Below are 13910 nucleotides of genomic sequence, written 5' to 3'. Positions count from 1 at the left end.
ACCCGATCTTCGGCTTGGTCCAAATATCCCGGGGGTCCGGGGGCAGCGCCCCCGGCGTCGCTCACACCAGCGCCGCGCCTTCCTTGAAGACATCGGCATCGGCCGCCAGCAGCATCTCGTTATGCGGCTTGCCGGACGGGATCATCGGGAAGCAGTTCTCGTGCTTCTCCACGAGGCAGTCGAACAGCACCGGGCCGTCATGCTTGATCATCTCCATGATCGCATCGTCGAGATCGGCGGGGTCGGAGACCTGCATCCCCTTCCAGCCGAAGCTCTCGGCGAGCTTCACGAAATCGGGCAGGCTTTCGGACCAGCTATGCGAGTAGCGCTCGCCATGCAGCAGTTCCTGCCACTGGCGGACCATGCCCAGACGCTCGTTATTGAGGATGAACTGCTTCACCGGCACGCGGAACTGGGTCGCGGTGCCCATCTCCTGCATGTTCATCAGCCAGCTCGCCTCGCCCGCCACGTTGATCACGAGGCTTTCGGGATGGGCGATCTGTACGCCGATCGAAGCCGGGAAGCCGTAGCCCATCGTGCCCAAGCCCCCGGAGGTCATCCAGCGGTTCGGATCCTCGAAGCCGAGGAACTGCGCGGCCCACATCTGGTGCTGGCCCACCTCGGTGGTGATGTAGCGATCCATGCCCTTGGTCAGCTCTTCGAGACGCTGCAGTGCATATTGCGGTTTGATGGTCTTTTCCGAGTTGGTGTAGGCGAGGCAGTTCACCTTCTTCCACTCGTCGATCTTCTTCCACCACTTCTCGATCGCGGGCTTGTTCACCTTGCGCCCGCGGGCCTTCCAGACCTTGAGCACGTCTTCGAGCACATGGCCGATATCACCGAGGATCGGCAGGTCGACGGCAATGATCTTGTTGATCGAGGAGGCGTCGATATCGACATGCACCTTGGTCGATTTCGGCGAGAAGTCCGCCACGCGGCCGGTGATCCGGTCGTCGAAGCGCGCGCCGAGGTTGATCATAAGGTCGCAGCCATGCATCGCGAGGTTGGCCTCGTAGAGACCGTGCATCCCGAGCATCCCGAGCCAGTTCTTGCCCGAGGCGGGATAGGCGCCCAGGCCCATCAGGGTCGAGGTGATCGGGAAGCCGGTGGCATCGACAAGCTCGCGCATCAGCTGGCTCGCGGCGGGGCCCGAGTTGATCACGCCACCGCCGGTATAGAAGACCGGCTTCTCGGCGGTTTCGATCAGCTCGACCAGCTTGGTGATCGCGTCGAGATCGCCTTTCACCTGCGGCTGGTAATGGTCGACCTTCGCGGCTTTCGGCTCGGTATAGGTGGCCACCGCGAATTGCACGTCCTTGGGCATGTCGATCAGCACCGGGCCGGGACGGCCCGAGGTCGCCACGTGGAAGGCCTGATGGATCGTCTCGGAGAGTTTCGCTGGGTCCTTCACCAGCCAGTTATGCTTGGTGCAGGGCCGCGTGATGCCCACCGTGTCGGCCTCCTGGAAACCGTCGGTGCCCACGAGGAAGGTCGGCACCTGGCCCGACAGCACGATCAGCGGGATCGAGTCCATCAGCGCATCGGTCAGCCCGGTCACCGCATTGGTCGCGCCCGGGCCCGAGGTCACCAGCGCCACGCCCGGCTTGCCGGTCGAGCGCGCATAGCCTTCGGCCATGTGGATCGCGGCCTGCTCGTGGCGGACGAGGATGTGACGGATGTCGTTTTGCTGGAAAATCTCGTCATAGATCGGAAGGACCGCGCCGCCCGGATAGCCGAAAATTACCTCGACCCCGTGATCCTTCAGCGCCTGAACCACCATCTTCGCGCCGGTCATCTGCCGTGCCATATGCTCACTCCATCCTTGCGCGAGGGCCACGCCGCCCGCCGCTACCTGTCAAGCATCCACCTGTCCAAGAAAAAGCCCCCGGCTTTGAGGCGGGGGCGCATGGGAACCTTCATGGTTGTACCGTTACCGGCCCATGCGCTTGGCTCCTACGACGACAAGAAGAATCGCATCCATTGCGGATCCCTTTCGGACTGCTTTGCGCGGACATTAGGATCGGGCGTTGGGGGCGTCAATGCCCAAACGCTGAATAAAATGTCGCGGGCGGCGGATTTTCCTTCCCGATTATTGCGCGCCGCGACCTGCGAGTCGCAACTTTGAGAAACCGGAAGAGGCGATCGAGGCGACTGCCGCAAGGGAAGTCGCGGGAAGTTGATCATATTGACGCTTGGTCAGCCTCCAGAACGGCCCCGGAGACCGCGTTTTCTGCCCGATCTGGTCAAGTGAACAGACCAGATGAAGCCTTAATTGCTTGACCTTTGTTGCCCACTCGGCCAATCACGGGCAAAGCCTCGCGCAGGCTTTCGGGACAAAATTAGGGAGGAAGTGAGATGGGCGCTTTGCTGGCCCTTTCACGCGCGATCGACCGGATAAACGAGACCATCGGCAAGGCGGTGTCGTGGCTTATTCTGGTGTCGGTCCTCGTGAGTGCGACCAACGCCATTGTACGCAAAGCCTTCGACATGTCGTCGAACGCTTGGCTGGAACTGCAATGGTATCTTTTCGGCGCGGCGTTTCTGGGCGCTGCCGCTTACACGCTCAAGCAAAACGAGCATATCCGCATCGACATCATCTATGGTGCGTTCTCGCGGAAAGTGCAGCACTGGATCGATCTGCTCGGGCATATCTTCTTCCTGATGCCGTTCGTCGTGCTGATGCTGTTCAAGCTGACGCCCTTCGTGATGATCTCGATCCGCTCGGGCGAGATGTCGACGAACTCGGGCGGTCTGATCCTGTGGCCGGCCAAGATCCTGCTGCTGATCGGCTTCTGGCAGCTGTTCTTCCAAGGCGTGTCCGAGATCATCAAGAAGATCGGCGTGATGCGTGGGTTGATCGACGATCCCCATGCCGACAGCGCGGGCCATCACGGCCATGATCCCATCGCCGAAGAGGAGGGTCTGTAATGCTCGAGCTTATCGCTCAGAACATGGCCCCGATCATGTTCATCTCGCTGATCGTCTTCCTGCTGATCGGCTATCCTGCGGCCTTCGCACTTGCGGCCAACGGTCTTTTGTTCTTCGTCATCGGCGTTGAACTGTCGGGTTACTCCGGCGGGACGATCAATCTTGACTGGCCGTTGTTGAATGCGATGCCGCAACGGTTCTACGGGGTCTTGTCGAACGAGACCTTACTTGCGATTCCATTCTTCACATTCATGGGCATCGTGCTCGAGAAATCGGGCATGGCCGAGGATCTCCTCGACACGATCGGTCAGCTGTTCGGCCCGGTGCGCGGCGGTCTCGCCTATGCGGTGATCATCGTGGGCGCGCTTCTGGCGGCGACCACGGGCGTCGTTGCGGCCTCGGTGATCGCGATGGGCCTGATCTCGCTGCCGATCATGTTGCGCTACGGCTATGATCGGAAGGTGGCCACAGGTGTCATTGCGGCGTCAGGGACACTGGCGCAGATCATCCCGCCCTCGCTCGTGCTGATCGTTCTGGCTGACCAGCTGGGCGTTTCGGTGGGCGACATGTACAAGGGCGCGCTGATCCCCGGTATGGTGCTGACCGGCATCTACCTCAGCTATGTGCTCGTGATGTCGATCATCAAGCCGAAGTCGATGCCGGCTCTGCCGAAAGAGGCGCGTACGCTGGGGTCCGGCGTGATGTCGCTCCTGGTGGCGCTGGCCGGTGCGGTCGCGATCTTCATCTTCGCCGAGAAGTATTTCGAGGCGAGCGGGTCGAGCGTCAACAACTCCGAGATCCTCGCAGCCGGTGTGGCCGTGATCGCGATCTATATCGTGGCGTTGCTGGACAAGGCGCTGAAAACCAACCTGATGAGCCGTCTGGCCCAGCAGGTGGTGATCGTGCTGATCCCGCCGCTGGCGCTGATCTTCCTCGTGCTGGGCACGATCTTCCTCGGCGTCGCGACGCCCACCGAAGGCGGCGCAATGGGCGCGGTCGGCGCGCTGGTGCTGTCGGCGGTGAAGAAGCGTCTGACCTTCCCCGTCGTGCGTGACGCGCTGGCGGCGACGACGCGCCTGTCGGCCTTCGTGCTGTTCATCCTTCTGGGCGCGCGGGTCTTCTCGCTCACCTTCTACGGGGTGAACGGGCAGGTCTGGGTCGAGCATCTGCTGACCTCGCTTCCGGGTGGCCAGTTGGGCTTCCTGATCGTGGTGTCGTTCCTGGTGTTCTTCCTTGCCTTCTTCCTCGATTTCTTCGAGCTGGCCTTCATCATCGTGCCGCTTCTGGCGCCTGCCGCGCAGGCACTGGGGATCGATCTGATCTGGTTCGGGGTGATCCTGGGCGTGAACATGCAGACCTCGTTCATGCACCCGCCATTCGGCTTCGCGCTGTTCTATCTGCGCTCGGTCGCGGCCAAGGTGCCCTATATCGACAAGGTCACCGGCAAGAAGATGGAGCCGGTGAAGACCTCGCAGATCTACTGGGGCGCTATTCCCTTCGTGTTCATTCAGGTTGCGATGATTGCCATCGTGATCGCCTTCCCGGCCATGGTGATGCACTACAAGGGGCCGCAGGTGGATCTGAAGGATGTCGAGATCAAGCTGCCGCAGATGCCGGGCATGGGCGATGGGGGCGGCCTCGGTGGCCTGCCGTCGCTGGCGCCTCTGGGTGGCTCGACCTCTGGCGGGTCGGGCTCGGGAAGCGCGGCTCCGGGCGGGCTGCCCCCGCTTCCGACACCGGGCAGCAACTGATCGACCGGAAAACGAAAGATCGGGGCGGCCTTCAGGGGCCGCCCCTTTTTTATAGAGAGAGTGGAGGGCGAGGGATGCGGTATCCTCTTTTCGTTATCGTCGGGGTTTCGTTGCTTGCGCTGGCGGGCTGCGGCGAGACCAAGGAACAGCGCGCGGCGACGGGCGGCGTGGCCGGTCTCGTGGTGGCGGGACCTGTCGGAGCGGTCGTCGGAGCCGGGCTGGGCGTCGTGACGCGCAAGAACTGACGGCCAGCCATTCGCGGTACTTGGGAACCGCGGCGGGCGTTTCGGCGTCTTGTCCTTGGGGAAGCCGCGCGTAGCGGCTGCAATCGAAAGGACGAGAAGATGCGAATTGCGACGATCTTGATGGCGGGCGGCCTGCTGGTTTCGCTCGCGGCATGTGGTGACAACGCGACCGAACGTGCAGCCACCGGCGGTGTCGGCGGCCTCGTGGTTGCAGGTCCGGTTGGCGCCGTGGCCGGTGCCACGGTTGGCGCCGCCACGACGAAGTAAGATTTGTAACCAGACCAATAGAAAAGGCCCCGGGGCGCGAACCCCGGGGCCTTCTCAATTCACGCGAGACGCGGCTCAGAGCTTGAGGTTGCCCGCAGCCTGCTGGCGCATCATGAAGTAGTCGAAGTTGAACTCCGACAGCTGCCACCAGCCATAGGCGTCGTTGCGGAATGCGAACTGGCTGTCGTAGATCTTCTTGAACGCTGCGTTCGAGCTGTTGATCTCGGCATAGACTTCGTTCGCCGCGTTGAAGCAGGCTTCCAGGATTTCCTGGCTGAACGGACGCAGCTGCGCGCCTTGGCCCAGCAGCTTCTTCAGCGCGCTCGGGTTCTTGTAGTCATAGGACGCCATCATGTCCGAGTTCGCCGCCTGCGTCGCCGCCGTCAGCGCGACCTTGTAGGCCTCGGGCAGTTGCTCATAGGCGTTCTTGTTGAACATGGCGTGCAGACAGGCGCCGCCTTCCCACCAGCCGGGGTAGTAGTAATAGGGCGCGACTTTGTAGAAGCCGAGCTTCTCGTCGTCGTACGGGCCGACCCATTCGGTGGCGTCGATCGTGCCTTTTTCGAGCGACGGGTAGATGTCGCCGCCCGCGATCTGCTGCGGCACCACACCGAGCTTCTCGACGACCTTGCCGCCGAAGCCACCGATGCGCATTTTCACGCCCTTCATGTCTTCGACGGTGTTGATTTCCTTGCGGAACCAACCGCCCATCTGGGCGCCGGTGTTGCCGCACGGGAAAGCCGTGATGTTGTAGTTCGAATAGAACTCGTTCATCAGGTCGTTGCCGCCGCCATAGTAGAACCAGGCGTTCTGCATGCGCATGTTCAGGCCGAAGGGCACTGCGGTCGCGAAGGCGAAGGTCGGATCTTTACCCCAGTAGTAGTAGGAGGCGGTGTGGCAGGCCTCGACGGTGCCGTTCGACACCGAGTCCATCGCCTGCAGGCCGGGGACGATTTCGCCCGCCGCGAAGACCTGAATGTTGAATTTCCCGTCGGTCATGCCCTTGACGTAGTTCGCCATCGTCTCGGCGGCGCCGTAGATCGTGTCGAGCGATTTCGGGAAGGACGAGGTCAAGCGCCACGTCACGGTAGGGGTTTCTTGCGCGATAGCCGGTGCGGCGAGTGCGCTACCAGCAGCTGCGGCTGCCCCGCCAAGCGCACCTTTGCGCAGGAAAGAACGACGATCCATATGGTATCCTCCCAAGTCGTGGATGTCTGTCAATTTTTCTGACCACACCGCTCCATTTATTGCGTTCCCTCCGGTGTGGGCATTGCGGTCACAATACTTGACCGGTTCCACGTGTAAACCGGCCTGCAAGTAATTTTATGTCGCATATGGTCACAGTTTCGAAAGCTTGCTGCAGCACAGCATTGCAAGCGCAGAATTTCCTCGATACATCTCCCGCCGTTGAGGCAAAGAAAAAGCCCCGACGCACAGGGCGCCGGGGCTTCGGTTCTCTGGCTTGACCAGTTTGGGCGGCTTACAGCTCGCCTTTGTTGGCTTCGCTCATCATGAAGTAATCGTAGTTGAACTCGGCCAGCTGTTCCCAGGTGAACCAGTCCTTGCGGAAGTCCTTGATCGAACCCCAGATCTTCGCGAATTCCGGGTTGTTCGCTTCCATTTCCGAATAGACCTCGTTGGCTGCCTTGAAGCAGGCCTGCATGATCTCGGGGGAGAAAGCGCGCAGCTGGGTGCCGTTGGCGACCAGCGTCTTGAGCGCCTTGGGGTTCTTCATGTCGTATTTCTGCAGCATGTCCGCATCGGCCGCCTGCGAGGCGGTGTGCAGGAGCTGCTGGTACTGTTTCGGCAGGCTTTCCATCTTCTCTTTCGAGAACATGAAGTGGACCGTCGGGCCGCCTTCCCACCAGCCGGGGTAGTAGTAGTAGGGCGCGACCTTGTAGAAGCCGAGCTTCTCGTCGTCATAGGGGCCGACCCATTCGGTCGCGTCGATCGTGCCTTTTTCGAGCGCCGGGTAGATGTCGCCGCCGGCGATCTGCTGCGGCACGAGGCCGAGCTTTTCCATCACCTTGCCCGCGAAGCCGCCGACACGCATCTTGAGGCCCTTGAGGTCTTCGACCGTCGAGATCTCCTTGCGGAACCAGCCGCCCATCTGTGCGCCGGTGTTGCCGCCCGGCAGACCGTAGAGGCCCTGCTTGCCGAGGAACTCGTTATAGAGCTCGATGCCGCCGCCGTGGTAGTGCCATGCGTTCATGCCGCGCGCGTTGAGCGAGAAGGGCACAGCTGCGCCGAGCGCCCAGGTCGGGTCTTTGCCCCAGAAGTAGTAGCCGACGGTGTGGCAGGCTTCGACCGTGCCGTTCATCACCGCGTCGGCGACCTGCAGGCCGGGGACGATCTCGCCTGCGGCGAAAACTTGAATCTTGAAGTTGCCGTCCGAGGCTTCCTCGACCATCTTCGACATCACTTCCGCGCCGCCATAGATCGTGTCGAGCGACTTGGGGAAGGACGAGGCGAGACGCCAGGTGATCTGCGGGTTGCTTTGTGCGATCGCGGGCGCTGCCAGCGTGCTCGCGGCCGCGCTACCCAGCGCGGCTTTCGTCAGAAACGAACGACGGTCCATTTAGGAACCTCCCATAGTTACTCCGGTTCGCGAGGCGAGGCCTCGCCGCCCACCTCGTATCCTCCGTGGTGGGGCTGCGGGGACCGTTTCACCACGGGCCGGGAGTGTCCAGAGATCACGGGCCCGTAATCGCCGGAAGTCACGGAATAGTTTTGAAAAAATGAGTTGACAGAGGGCGCCTGCCGAGCCGTTGAGCAACTGCCTGCAAGAGCGGCGCCCGCAGCCGGGTATCGCTCAACTATTGCGTGTGTCGGGGAGTTGAATCCGGGCGACCTGCTCGGCGATCGGCGGCACGGAAAGCGGGTGAGTCTCGGTCTCGTGTCTGGCCGGGTCGCCGATATCGGTCCACTGACCGCCCTTGTAGATCTCGAGCGCGGAGAAGTTCGCCTTGTAGTTCATCTTCGGCGAGCCGGGCACCCAATATCCCAGATAGACGTAGGGCAGGCCCACGCGTTTCGCGATCTCGACATGGTCGAGGATCAGGTAGGTCCCGAGGGAGTCGCGGATCCGCTCGGGCTCGTAGAAGGAATAGACCATCGACAGCCCGTCATCGAGCACATCGGTCAGGCAGGTCGCGATCAGGGCGCGCATGCTGTCGGGCGTGGCGGCGGTCTCGCGATATTCGATCACGCGCGACTTCACGGGCGTCTCCTCGATCATCGCGGCGAATTCGAAGATGTCCATGTCAGCCATGCCGCCATCGGCGTGGCGCGCATCGAGATAGCGGCGGAACAGCGCGAATTGCTCCTCGGTCGCCCAAGGAGAGGTCGCGGTGCGCCGCAGGTCGCCGTTCTTCTTCATCACACGGCGCTGCGATTTCGACGATTTGAAATCGGCGACCCGGATGCGGGCCGACAGGCAGGCGGTGCAATCTGCGCAGGAGGGCCGATACAGCACATTCTGCGAGCGCCGGAAGCCTTGCCGTGACAGGGCGTTGTTGAGCTTCTCGGCCGTGTCCCCCTGCAATGCGGTGAACAATTTCCGTTCCGACCTGCCGTCCAGATAGGGGCAGGGCTGCGGCGCGGTTACATAGAACTGCGGGGCAAGCGGAAGCGAATGGCGCATGAATAGCCTCGTCGGGGAGGGGTCGAGGCAGGCTAGCAAAGGAGTGCGCACCCGCCAAGTGTTTCATGTTGATGACATAGAAAGCGCCCCGGTTAGGTCAACCGGAGCGCTCAAATCATGTCTCAAACTGTCTATATGGTTAGGCTTTCGCCTCTTCGGAGCTGTCCTCCGACTGAGCCGCTTCCTTGGCGCGCTCTTCCATGTACTGGTCGAACTCTGCCTTGTCGCGGGCTTCGCGCAGACGGCCGAGGAACTCTTCGAATTCCTGCTGTTCGCGCTGCAGCCGCTCGAGCGTGTCGGCCTTGTAGGCGTCGAACGCGGCGTTGCCGGTCGAGCGCGAGACATGGACATTGGTGTTGCCGCAGCAGCCGAAGCTCCGCTTGTGCACCGCCTGCCCCGTGCGCCAGCGACGCCCGAAGCGGCCGGTGAACAGGATGAAAGCGAGAATGACGAGGCCGAGGGGGCCTGCGAAAATGAAACCGGCCACCATCAGCGCGATCCAGGCGCCGGGGCCGTTCCCATCCATCCAGTTAACGGCGCGGGTAAACCAGTTACCAACCGCGACGGGCATGGAGTTGGTGGAATAGGCGGACATTTGAACCTCCGGGTTGAGCATGTGAATTCCTTTCACATACCCAAGATCGGAAGTCTGGGCGGTTCTTGCAAGAGGGTATGTAAATGTTTTTTACATTTTTCGCGCAAGCCACCGGATTCGCTTTGTTTTATTCGGTGAAATCGGCCTGTTTCGCGCCGCTGATCCGTTCCAGATCGGCCGGGGAGATGGCGAAAACATGCCGTGGCGTGCCCGCTGCGGCCCAAACGGTGTCGAAATCGAACAGCCGGGAGTCGAGGAAAGCCGTCACCGGGCCGACATGGCCAAGGGGCGCGACGCCGCCGATCGCGAAGCCCGTCTCCGCCCGGATCAGCGCCGCATCGGCCTTGCCCAAGGGCTGGCCCGCGACGGCGTTTGCCTTCTCGGCGCTTACCCGGTTGCCGCCTGCGGTGATGAACAGTACGACATGGCCGCTGTTTTCGCCGCGAAAGATGATGGATTTGGCGATCTGGTCGACCTCGCAGCCCACCGCCTGTGCGGCCATCTCGGCGGTACGGGCCTCGCCCGGCTCGGTGATCTCGAATTTCGCGCCTGCGGCTTCGAGGGCGGCACGGACGCGTTTGAGGGATTTGCTCATGGCGAGGCTCCGGATGGTCTGAAGTCGGGCGCGGGCGCGCCGGTGCGGGTGTAGTTATGGCCAGATGTCGCGCGACAGCAATCCCCATTGACCGGCCCGCTTGGCGGCGTAAGCATGGCGCCATGCCGTTTGCCTCGCGTCTCACCTGTTCGCCCCTGCCTTTCGAGCGCGACCGCGCCGCCGAAGCCGAAGAGCTGTTTTCCGACCTCGCGCCGGAGTTGCGCGAATTGCTCGGGGGCACGGCAGGTTGCAGCCCTTATCTCAAAGGCCTGATGGAGAAAGAGGCCGAGTGGCTTCGCCCCGCGATTTCGGGCAATCCCGAAGCGGCGCTGGCCGAGGAATTCGCGCGGATCACGCCCGTGCCCCTCGCCGATCTGCCGTCAGAGCTGCGTCGGGCGAAGCGTCGCGTCGCGTTGCTGGCCGGGCTTGCCGATCTCGGCGGCGTCTGGTGCCTCGAGGAAGTGACCGGCGCTCTGACGCGGCTTGCCGATATTGCGGTCGATCTGGCGATGAAGCGGCTGGTGGCCGAGGAAATCCGCCGCGGCAAGATCCCCGGGGCGACCAATGAGGATATAGAGAGTGCCGCCGGGATGGTCGCGCTCGCGATGGGTAAGATGGGCGCGCGGGAGCTGAACTACTCCTCCGATATCGACCTGATCTGCCTGTTCGACGAAAGCCGCTACGATCCCGACGATGCGATGGAGGCGCGCAGCGCGCTGATCCGGGCGACGCGCAAGATGGCGGCGATGCTCAACGACCGCACCGCCGAGGGCTATGTCTTTCGCACCGATCTGCGTCTGCGCCCCGATGCCGCCGTCACGCCGGTCTGTATTTCGATGGGCGCGGCGGAGCTTTATTACGAGGCCGAGGGCCGGACATGGGAGCGCGCGGCCTATATCAAGGCGCGGCCCTGCGCGGGCGACATCGCGGCGGGGGAGCAGTTCCTCGAACGGCTGCGGCCTTTCGTCTGGCGCAAGCACCTCGATTTCGCGGCCATTCAGGACGCCCATGACATGCGCCTGCGCATCCGCGAGCATAAGGGGCTGCACGGCCCGATCGAGGTTGCGGGCCACAATATCAAGCTCGGCCAGGGCGGTATCCGCGAAATCGAGTTCTTCACCCAGACCCGGCAATTGATCGCAGGCGGGCGCGACGAGAGCCTGCGCGACAGGACCACCGTGGGCGGTCTGCGCGCGCTCGCGGCGAAGACTTGGGTGCCCGAGGACGTGGCGGAGGAGTTGATCGATCATTACCGCGAGCATCGCGAGATCGAGCACCGTCTGCAGATGGTGGGCGACGCCCAGACCCAGATTCTGCCCGGCAACGAAGAGGGGCTCGCGCGGATCGCCGCGATGATGGGCGAGGCGGATGTGGCACGCTGGCGTGACCGGCTGCGCGACCGGCTGGAGCGGGTCGAAGGGCTGACGAATGATTTCTTCGCCCCCGATGCCGCCGCCGAGCGTCCCGACCTGAGCGAAGCCGCGCGCGAGATTGTCGAGGGCTGGACGGGCTATCCGGCGCTGCGATCCGAACGCGGGCGTGCGATCTTCAAGCGGCTGGAGCCGGAACTTCTCGACCGGATGCGGCGCGCGGCAAATATGGAGGAGGCGCTGACCCAGTTCGACGGCTTCCTCAAGGGGCTGCCCGCCGGGGTGCAGTTGTTCTCTCTCTTCGAGGCCAATCCCCAACTCGTCGATCTGATCGTCGACATCTGCGCCACGGCGCCGGGGCTGGCGAGTTACCTGTCGCGCAATGCCGGGGTGCTGGACGCGGTTCTGGGCGGCTCGTTCTTCGCGCCTTGGCCGGGCAAGCCGGCGCTGGAGGCCGATCTTGCGCGGCTGCTGGAGCGGGCGGGCGATTACGAGGCCGCGTTGATCGCGGCGCGGCGCTGGGCGAAGGAATGGAAGTTCCGCGTGGGCGTGCATCATCTGCGCGGCCTCGTCGATGCGTCCGAGGCCGCAGGCCAATATGCCGATGTGGCCGGCGCGGTTCTGGGCGCGCTCTGGCCAGCCGTTCAGGGCGAATTCGCGCGCCGCTACGGGCCGTGCCCGGGCAAGGGTGCGGTGGTTCTGGGGATGGGCAGCCTTGGCGCGGAACGCCTGAACGCGCAGTCCGATCTCGATCTGATCGTGATCTACGACGCGGACGGGCAGGAGTTTTCCGAAGGCAAGAAGCCCATCGCCTCAAGGGCTTACTACGCGAAGCTCACGCAGGCCCTGATCACCGCGCTCAGCGCGCCGATGCCGGAGGGGATGCTCTACGAGGTCGATATGCGGCTGCGGCCTTCGGGGCGACAAGGGCCCGTTGCGACCTCGGTGCAAAGCTTCGAGAGCTACCAGATGGAAGAGGCCTGGACCTGGGAGCATCTGGCGCTGACCCGGGCGCGGCCCGTCGCGGGATGCGCCGATCTGGCCGACCGGGTCGAGGCGATCCGCCTCAAGGTTCTGGAGGCGAAAGGCGGCGGAGACGCGGTGCTCCACGATCTGGCGCAGATGCGCGCCCGGATCTTCGCGGCCAAGGCCCCCGATGGCGATTGGGAGGCGAAGGTCGGTCCCGGACGGCTGCAGGATATCGAGCTTCTGGCGCAAAGCTTCGCGCTCCGTGCGGGCGTCCCGGCGCGTAAGGTCGAGGCGCAACTGCGCGCAGGACCGCGCGGCGGGTTCGTGACGCGCGAGGAGGGCGAACAGCTCGCCACCGCCTATCGTTTCCTGTGGCGGCTGCAGGCAGGCGGGCGCTTGCTGAGCGAAAAACGTCTGGATATGGCGGCGATCGGGGAGGGCGGCCGCGCTTTCCTGTTGCGCGAGACGGGGCTGGATGATCTCGATGCTCTGGCGGCGCGTCTGAACGAGGTCACGACCGAGACGGCCGCCATTGTGGACAGGGCTCTGGAGGGCTGAATGGCGCGCAAACTGATGGAATTGATCGAGGCGGACCCGAAGGGGCTGATCCGCGAGAGCTTCAAGATCGACGGGATCAGCACGGAAGAGTGCCGCTCGATCTTCATGGATTGGGCGCTGAGCCTTGGCCCCGGGATGGATGCGAGCGAAGCGATGCGCACCGTGCTCGCGGCGTATCAAGCGCCGCCCGAGCACCCGATGACCCGGGTGCTCGAAGAAGGTCTGACCCGCGAAAGCAGCCCGCCGATGCGGCGGGGCGGCTGGCGGGCGCGCCGTCCTTGAAGGTGATCAGCGCGGCAGCGCCGCCGCCTCGCGTGCGAGCGCCTCGATCCCGGCCCAGTCGCCCGATTGCACCATCGCATCGGGCGCGACCCAGGAGCCGCCTGCGCAAAGAACGTTGGGCAGGCTCAGGTAATCATTGGCGTTTTTCATGCTGACGCCGCCCGTCGGACAGAAGCTGACCTGCGGGATCGGGGCGCCGATCGCCTTCAGCGCAGGCGCGCCGCCCGAAGCTTCCGCCGGGAAGAACTTCAGCACGTCGTAACCCATCTCCAGAAGCTTCATCACCTCCGACGCGGTGGCGGCACCGGGCAGAAGCGGCAGGCCTTCATCTTCGCAGGCTTTCACCAGCGTCTCGGTCGCGCCGGGTGACACACCGAATTTCGCGCCCGCGGCTTTCGCGGCCTTCACATCGGCCGGGGTCAGCAGCGTGCCCGCGCCCACCACGCCGCCTTCGACGTCGGCCATCGCACGGATCGCGTCGAGCGCGCAGGGCGTGCGCAGGGTCACTTCCAGCGCAGGCAGCCCGCCCGCGACGAGCGCCTTGGCCAGAGGGGCGGCATGGGCCACATCCTTCACCACGATCACCGGCACGATCGGGGCCAGTTCGCAGATCTTGCGGGCGGATGCGGATTGTTCGCTAGGGGTCATCGGATCACTCCAGTCTGGGCCGCCCGCGCGGGCGGAGAGGGCAGGACGCTCCGCGGGGG

The 13910-nt window shown here is 63.7% G+C and carries 14 protein-coding genes; 7 read left to right on the top strand and 7 right to left on the bottom strand.

Annotated elements, in window-relative coordinates:
* Nucleotides 1-61: 61 nt before the first annotated feature.
* Complete coding sequence (locus AXZ77_RS13175; RefSeq protein ID WP_098411501.1) at nt 62-1807, bottom strand: acetolactate synthase 3 large subunit; 1746 nt, start codon at nt 1805-1807, stop codon at nt 62-64.
* Nucleotides 1808-1906: 99 nt separating this feature from the next.
* Here AXZ77_RS13175 and AXZ77_RS19405 point away from each other — a divergent pair, with 99 nt between their 5' ends.
* The 5 genes from AXZ77_RS19405 to AXZ77_RS19610 all read left to right on the top strand — a co-directional run bounded on the left by AXZ77_RS19405 (nt 1907) and on the right by AXZ77_RS19610 (nt 5191).
* Nucleotides 1907-2125: a hypothetical protein gene (locus tag AXZ77_RS19405; protein ID WP_141536276.1), complete on the top strand. Its 219-nt coding sequence runs from the start codon at nt 1907-1909 to the stop codon at nt 2123-2125.
* Between the two features lie 230 nt (nt 2126-2355).
* Nucleotides 2356-2928: a TRAP transporter small permease subunit gene (locus AXZ77_RS13170; protein WP_098411500.1), complete on the top strand. Its 573-nt coding sequence runs from the start codon at nt 2356-2358 to the stop codon at nt 2926-2928.
* Nucleotides 2928-4679, top strand: coding sequence for a TRAP transporter large permease subunit (locus AXZ77_RS13165; protein ID WP_098411499.1), 1752 nt, complete (start codon nt 2928-2930; stop codon nt 4677-4679). The genes AXZ77_RS13170 and AXZ77_RS13165 overlap by 1 nt, the downstream gene beginning before the upstream one ends.
* Nucleotides 4680-4753: 74 nt before the next feature.
* Nucleotides 4754-4924: a hypothetical protein gene (locus AXZ77_RS19615; protein WP_098411498.1), complete on the top strand. Its 171-nt coding sequence runs from the start codon at nt 4754-4756 to the stop codon at nt 4922-4924.
* Nucleotides 4925-5023: 99 nt separating this feature from the next.
* Nucleotides 5024-5191, top strand: coding sequence for a hypothetical protein (locus AXZ77_RS19610; RefSeq protein WP_158522199.1), 168 nt, complete (start codon nt 5024-5026; stop codon nt 5189-5191).
* Nucleotides 5192-5266: 75 nt separating this feature from the next.
* On the opposite strand, the gene AXZ77_RS13150 is transcribed toward AXZ77_RS19610, so the two are convergent.
* From AXZ77_RS13150 to AXZ77_RS13130, 5 genes are all read right to left on the bottom strand, one after another.
* Complete coding sequence (locus tag AXZ77_RS13150; RefSeq protein WP_098411497.1) at nt 5267-6379, bottom strand: TRAP transporter substrate-binding protein; 1113 nt, start codon at nt 6377-6379, stop codon at nt 5267-5269.
* 292 nt (nt 6380-6671) lie between these two features.
* Nucleotides 6672-7769 carry a TRAP transporter substrate-binding protein gene (locus AXZ77_RS13145; protein WP_098411496.1) on the bottom strand — a complete coding sequence of 366 codons (1098 nt, stop codon included), beginning with the start codon at nt 7767-7769 and terminating at the stop codon, nt 6672-6674.
* A 234-nt stretch (nt 7770-8003) separates the two neighbouring features.
* On the bottom strand, nt 8004-8834 hold the full coding sequence (locus AXZ77_RS13140) for an arginyltransferase (protein ID WP_098411495.1): 831 nt from the start codon (nt 8832-8834) through the stop codon (nt 8004-8006).
* A 139-nt stretch (nt 8835-8973) separates the two neighbouring features.
* On the bottom strand, nt 8974-9429 hold the full coding sequence (locus tag AXZ77_RS13135; protein WP_098412552.1) for a DUF2852 domain-containing protein: 456 nt from the start codon (nt 9427-9429) through the stop codon (nt 8974-8976).
* Nucleotides 9430-9556: 127 nt separating this feature from the next.
* Nucleotides 9557-10024: a YbaK/EbsC family protein gene (locus AXZ77_RS13130; protein WP_098411494.1), complete on the bottom strand. Its 468-nt coding sequence runs from the start codon at nt 10022-10024 to the stop codon at nt 9557-9559.
* A 122-nt stretch (nt 10025-10146) separates the two neighbouring features.
* Between AXZ77_RS13130 and AXZ77_RS13125 the strand changes: the two genes are divergently transcribed.
* Nucleotides 10147-12921 carry a glutamine-synthetase adenylyltransferase gene (locus AXZ77_RS13125; RefSeq protein ID WP_098411493.1) on the top strand — a complete coding sequence of 925 codons (2775 nt, stop codon included), beginning with the start codon at nt 10147-10149 and terminating at the stop codon, nt 12919-12921.
* A 15-nt stretch (nt 12922-12936) separates the two neighbouring features.
* Complete coding sequence (locus AXZ77_RS13120; protein ID WP_098412551.1) at nt 12937-13203, top strand: hypothetical protein; 267 nt, start codon at nt 12937-12939, stop codon at nt 13201-13203.
* A gap of 6 nt (nt 13204-13209) precedes the next feature.
* Here AXZ77_RS13120 and eda read toward each other — a convergent pair whose 3' ends face one another.
* The gene (eda, locus tag AXZ77_RS13115; protein ID WP_075775624.1) at nt 13210-13851 is read right to left on the bottom strand and encodes a bifunctional 4-hydroxy-2-oxoglutarate aldolase/2-dehydro-3-deoxy-phosphogluconate aldolase; all 642 of its coding nucleotides are present in this window, start codon (nt 13849-13851) and stop codon (nt 13210-13212) included.
* Between the last annotated feature and the right edge of the window lie 59 nt (nt 13852-13910).

The organism is Thioclava sp. ES.031 (assembly GCF_002563775.1).
GTDB lineage: Bacteria > Pseudomonadota > Alphaproteobacteria > Rhodobacterales > Rhodobacteraceae > Thioclava.
The sequence above is the reverse complement of the archived record's forward strand: the minus strand, read 5'-3'. Positions and strand labels throughout refer to the sequence as shown.

What these genes read in the sequence shown, in the direction of transcription:
- eda (WP_075775624.1), bottom strand. Translation starts at nt 13,851, where the DNA reads ATGACCCCTAGCGAACAATCCGCATCCGCCCGCAAGATCTGCGAACTG.
- AXZ77_RS13125 (WP_098411493.1), top strand. Translation starts at nt 10,147, where the DNA reads ATGCCGTTTGCCTCGCGTCTCACCTGTTCGCCCCTGCCTTTCGAGCGC.
- AXZ77_RS13170 (WP_098411500.1), top strand. Translation starts at nt 2,356, where the DNA reads ATGGGCGCTTTGCTGGCCCTTTCACGCGCGATCGACCGGATAAACGAG.
- AXZ77_RS13135 (WP_098412552.1), bottom strand. Translation starts at nt 9,429, where the DNA reads ATGTCCGCCTATTCCACCAACTCCATGCCCGTCGCGGTTGGTAACTGG.
- AXZ77_RS13175 (WP_098411501.1), bottom strand. Translation starts at nt 1,807, where the DNA reads ATGGCACGGCAGATGACCGGCGCGAAGATGGTGGTTCAGGCGCTGAAG.
- AXZ77_RS13165 (WP_098411499.1), top strand. Translation starts at nt 2,928, where the DNA reads ATGCTCGAGCTTATCGCTCAGAACATGGCCCCGATCATGTTCATCTCG.
- AXZ77_RS13120 (WP_098412551.1), top strand. Translation starts at nt 12,937, where the DNA reads ATGGAATTGATCGAGGCGGACCCGAAGGGGCTGATCCGCGAGAGCTTC.
- AXZ77_RS13140 (WP_098411495.1), bottom strand. Translation starts at nt 8,834, where the DNA reads ATGCGCCATTCGCTTCCGCTTGCCCCGCAGTTCTATGTAACCGCGCCG.
- AXZ77_RS19615 (WP_098411498.1), top strand. Translation starts at nt 4,754, where the DNA reads ATGCGGTATCCTCTTTTCGTTATCGTCGGGGTTTCGTTGCTTGCGCTG.
- AXZ77_RS19405 (WP_141536276.1), top strand. Translation starts at nt 1,907, where the DNA reads ATGGGAACCTTCATGGTTGTACCGTTACCGGCCCATGCGCTTGGCTCC.
- AXZ77_RS19610 (WP_158522199.1), top strand. Translation starts at nt 5,024, where the DNA reads ATGCGAATTGCGACGATCTTGATGGCGGGCGGCCTGCTGGTTTCGCTC.
- AXZ77_RS13150 (WP_098411497.1), bottom strand. Translation starts at nt 6,379, where the DNA reads ATGGATCGTCGTTCTTTCCTGCGCAAAGGTGCGCTTGGCGGGGCAGCC.
- AXZ77_RS13145 (WP_098411496.1), bottom strand. Translation starts at nt 7,769, where the DNA reads ATGGACCGTCGTTCGTTTCTGACGAAAGCCGCGCTGGGTAGCGCGGCC.
- AXZ77_RS13130 (WP_098411494.1), bottom strand. Translation starts at nt 10,024, where the DNA reads ATGAGCAAATCCCTCAAACGCGTCCGTGCCGCCCTCGAAGCCGCAGGC.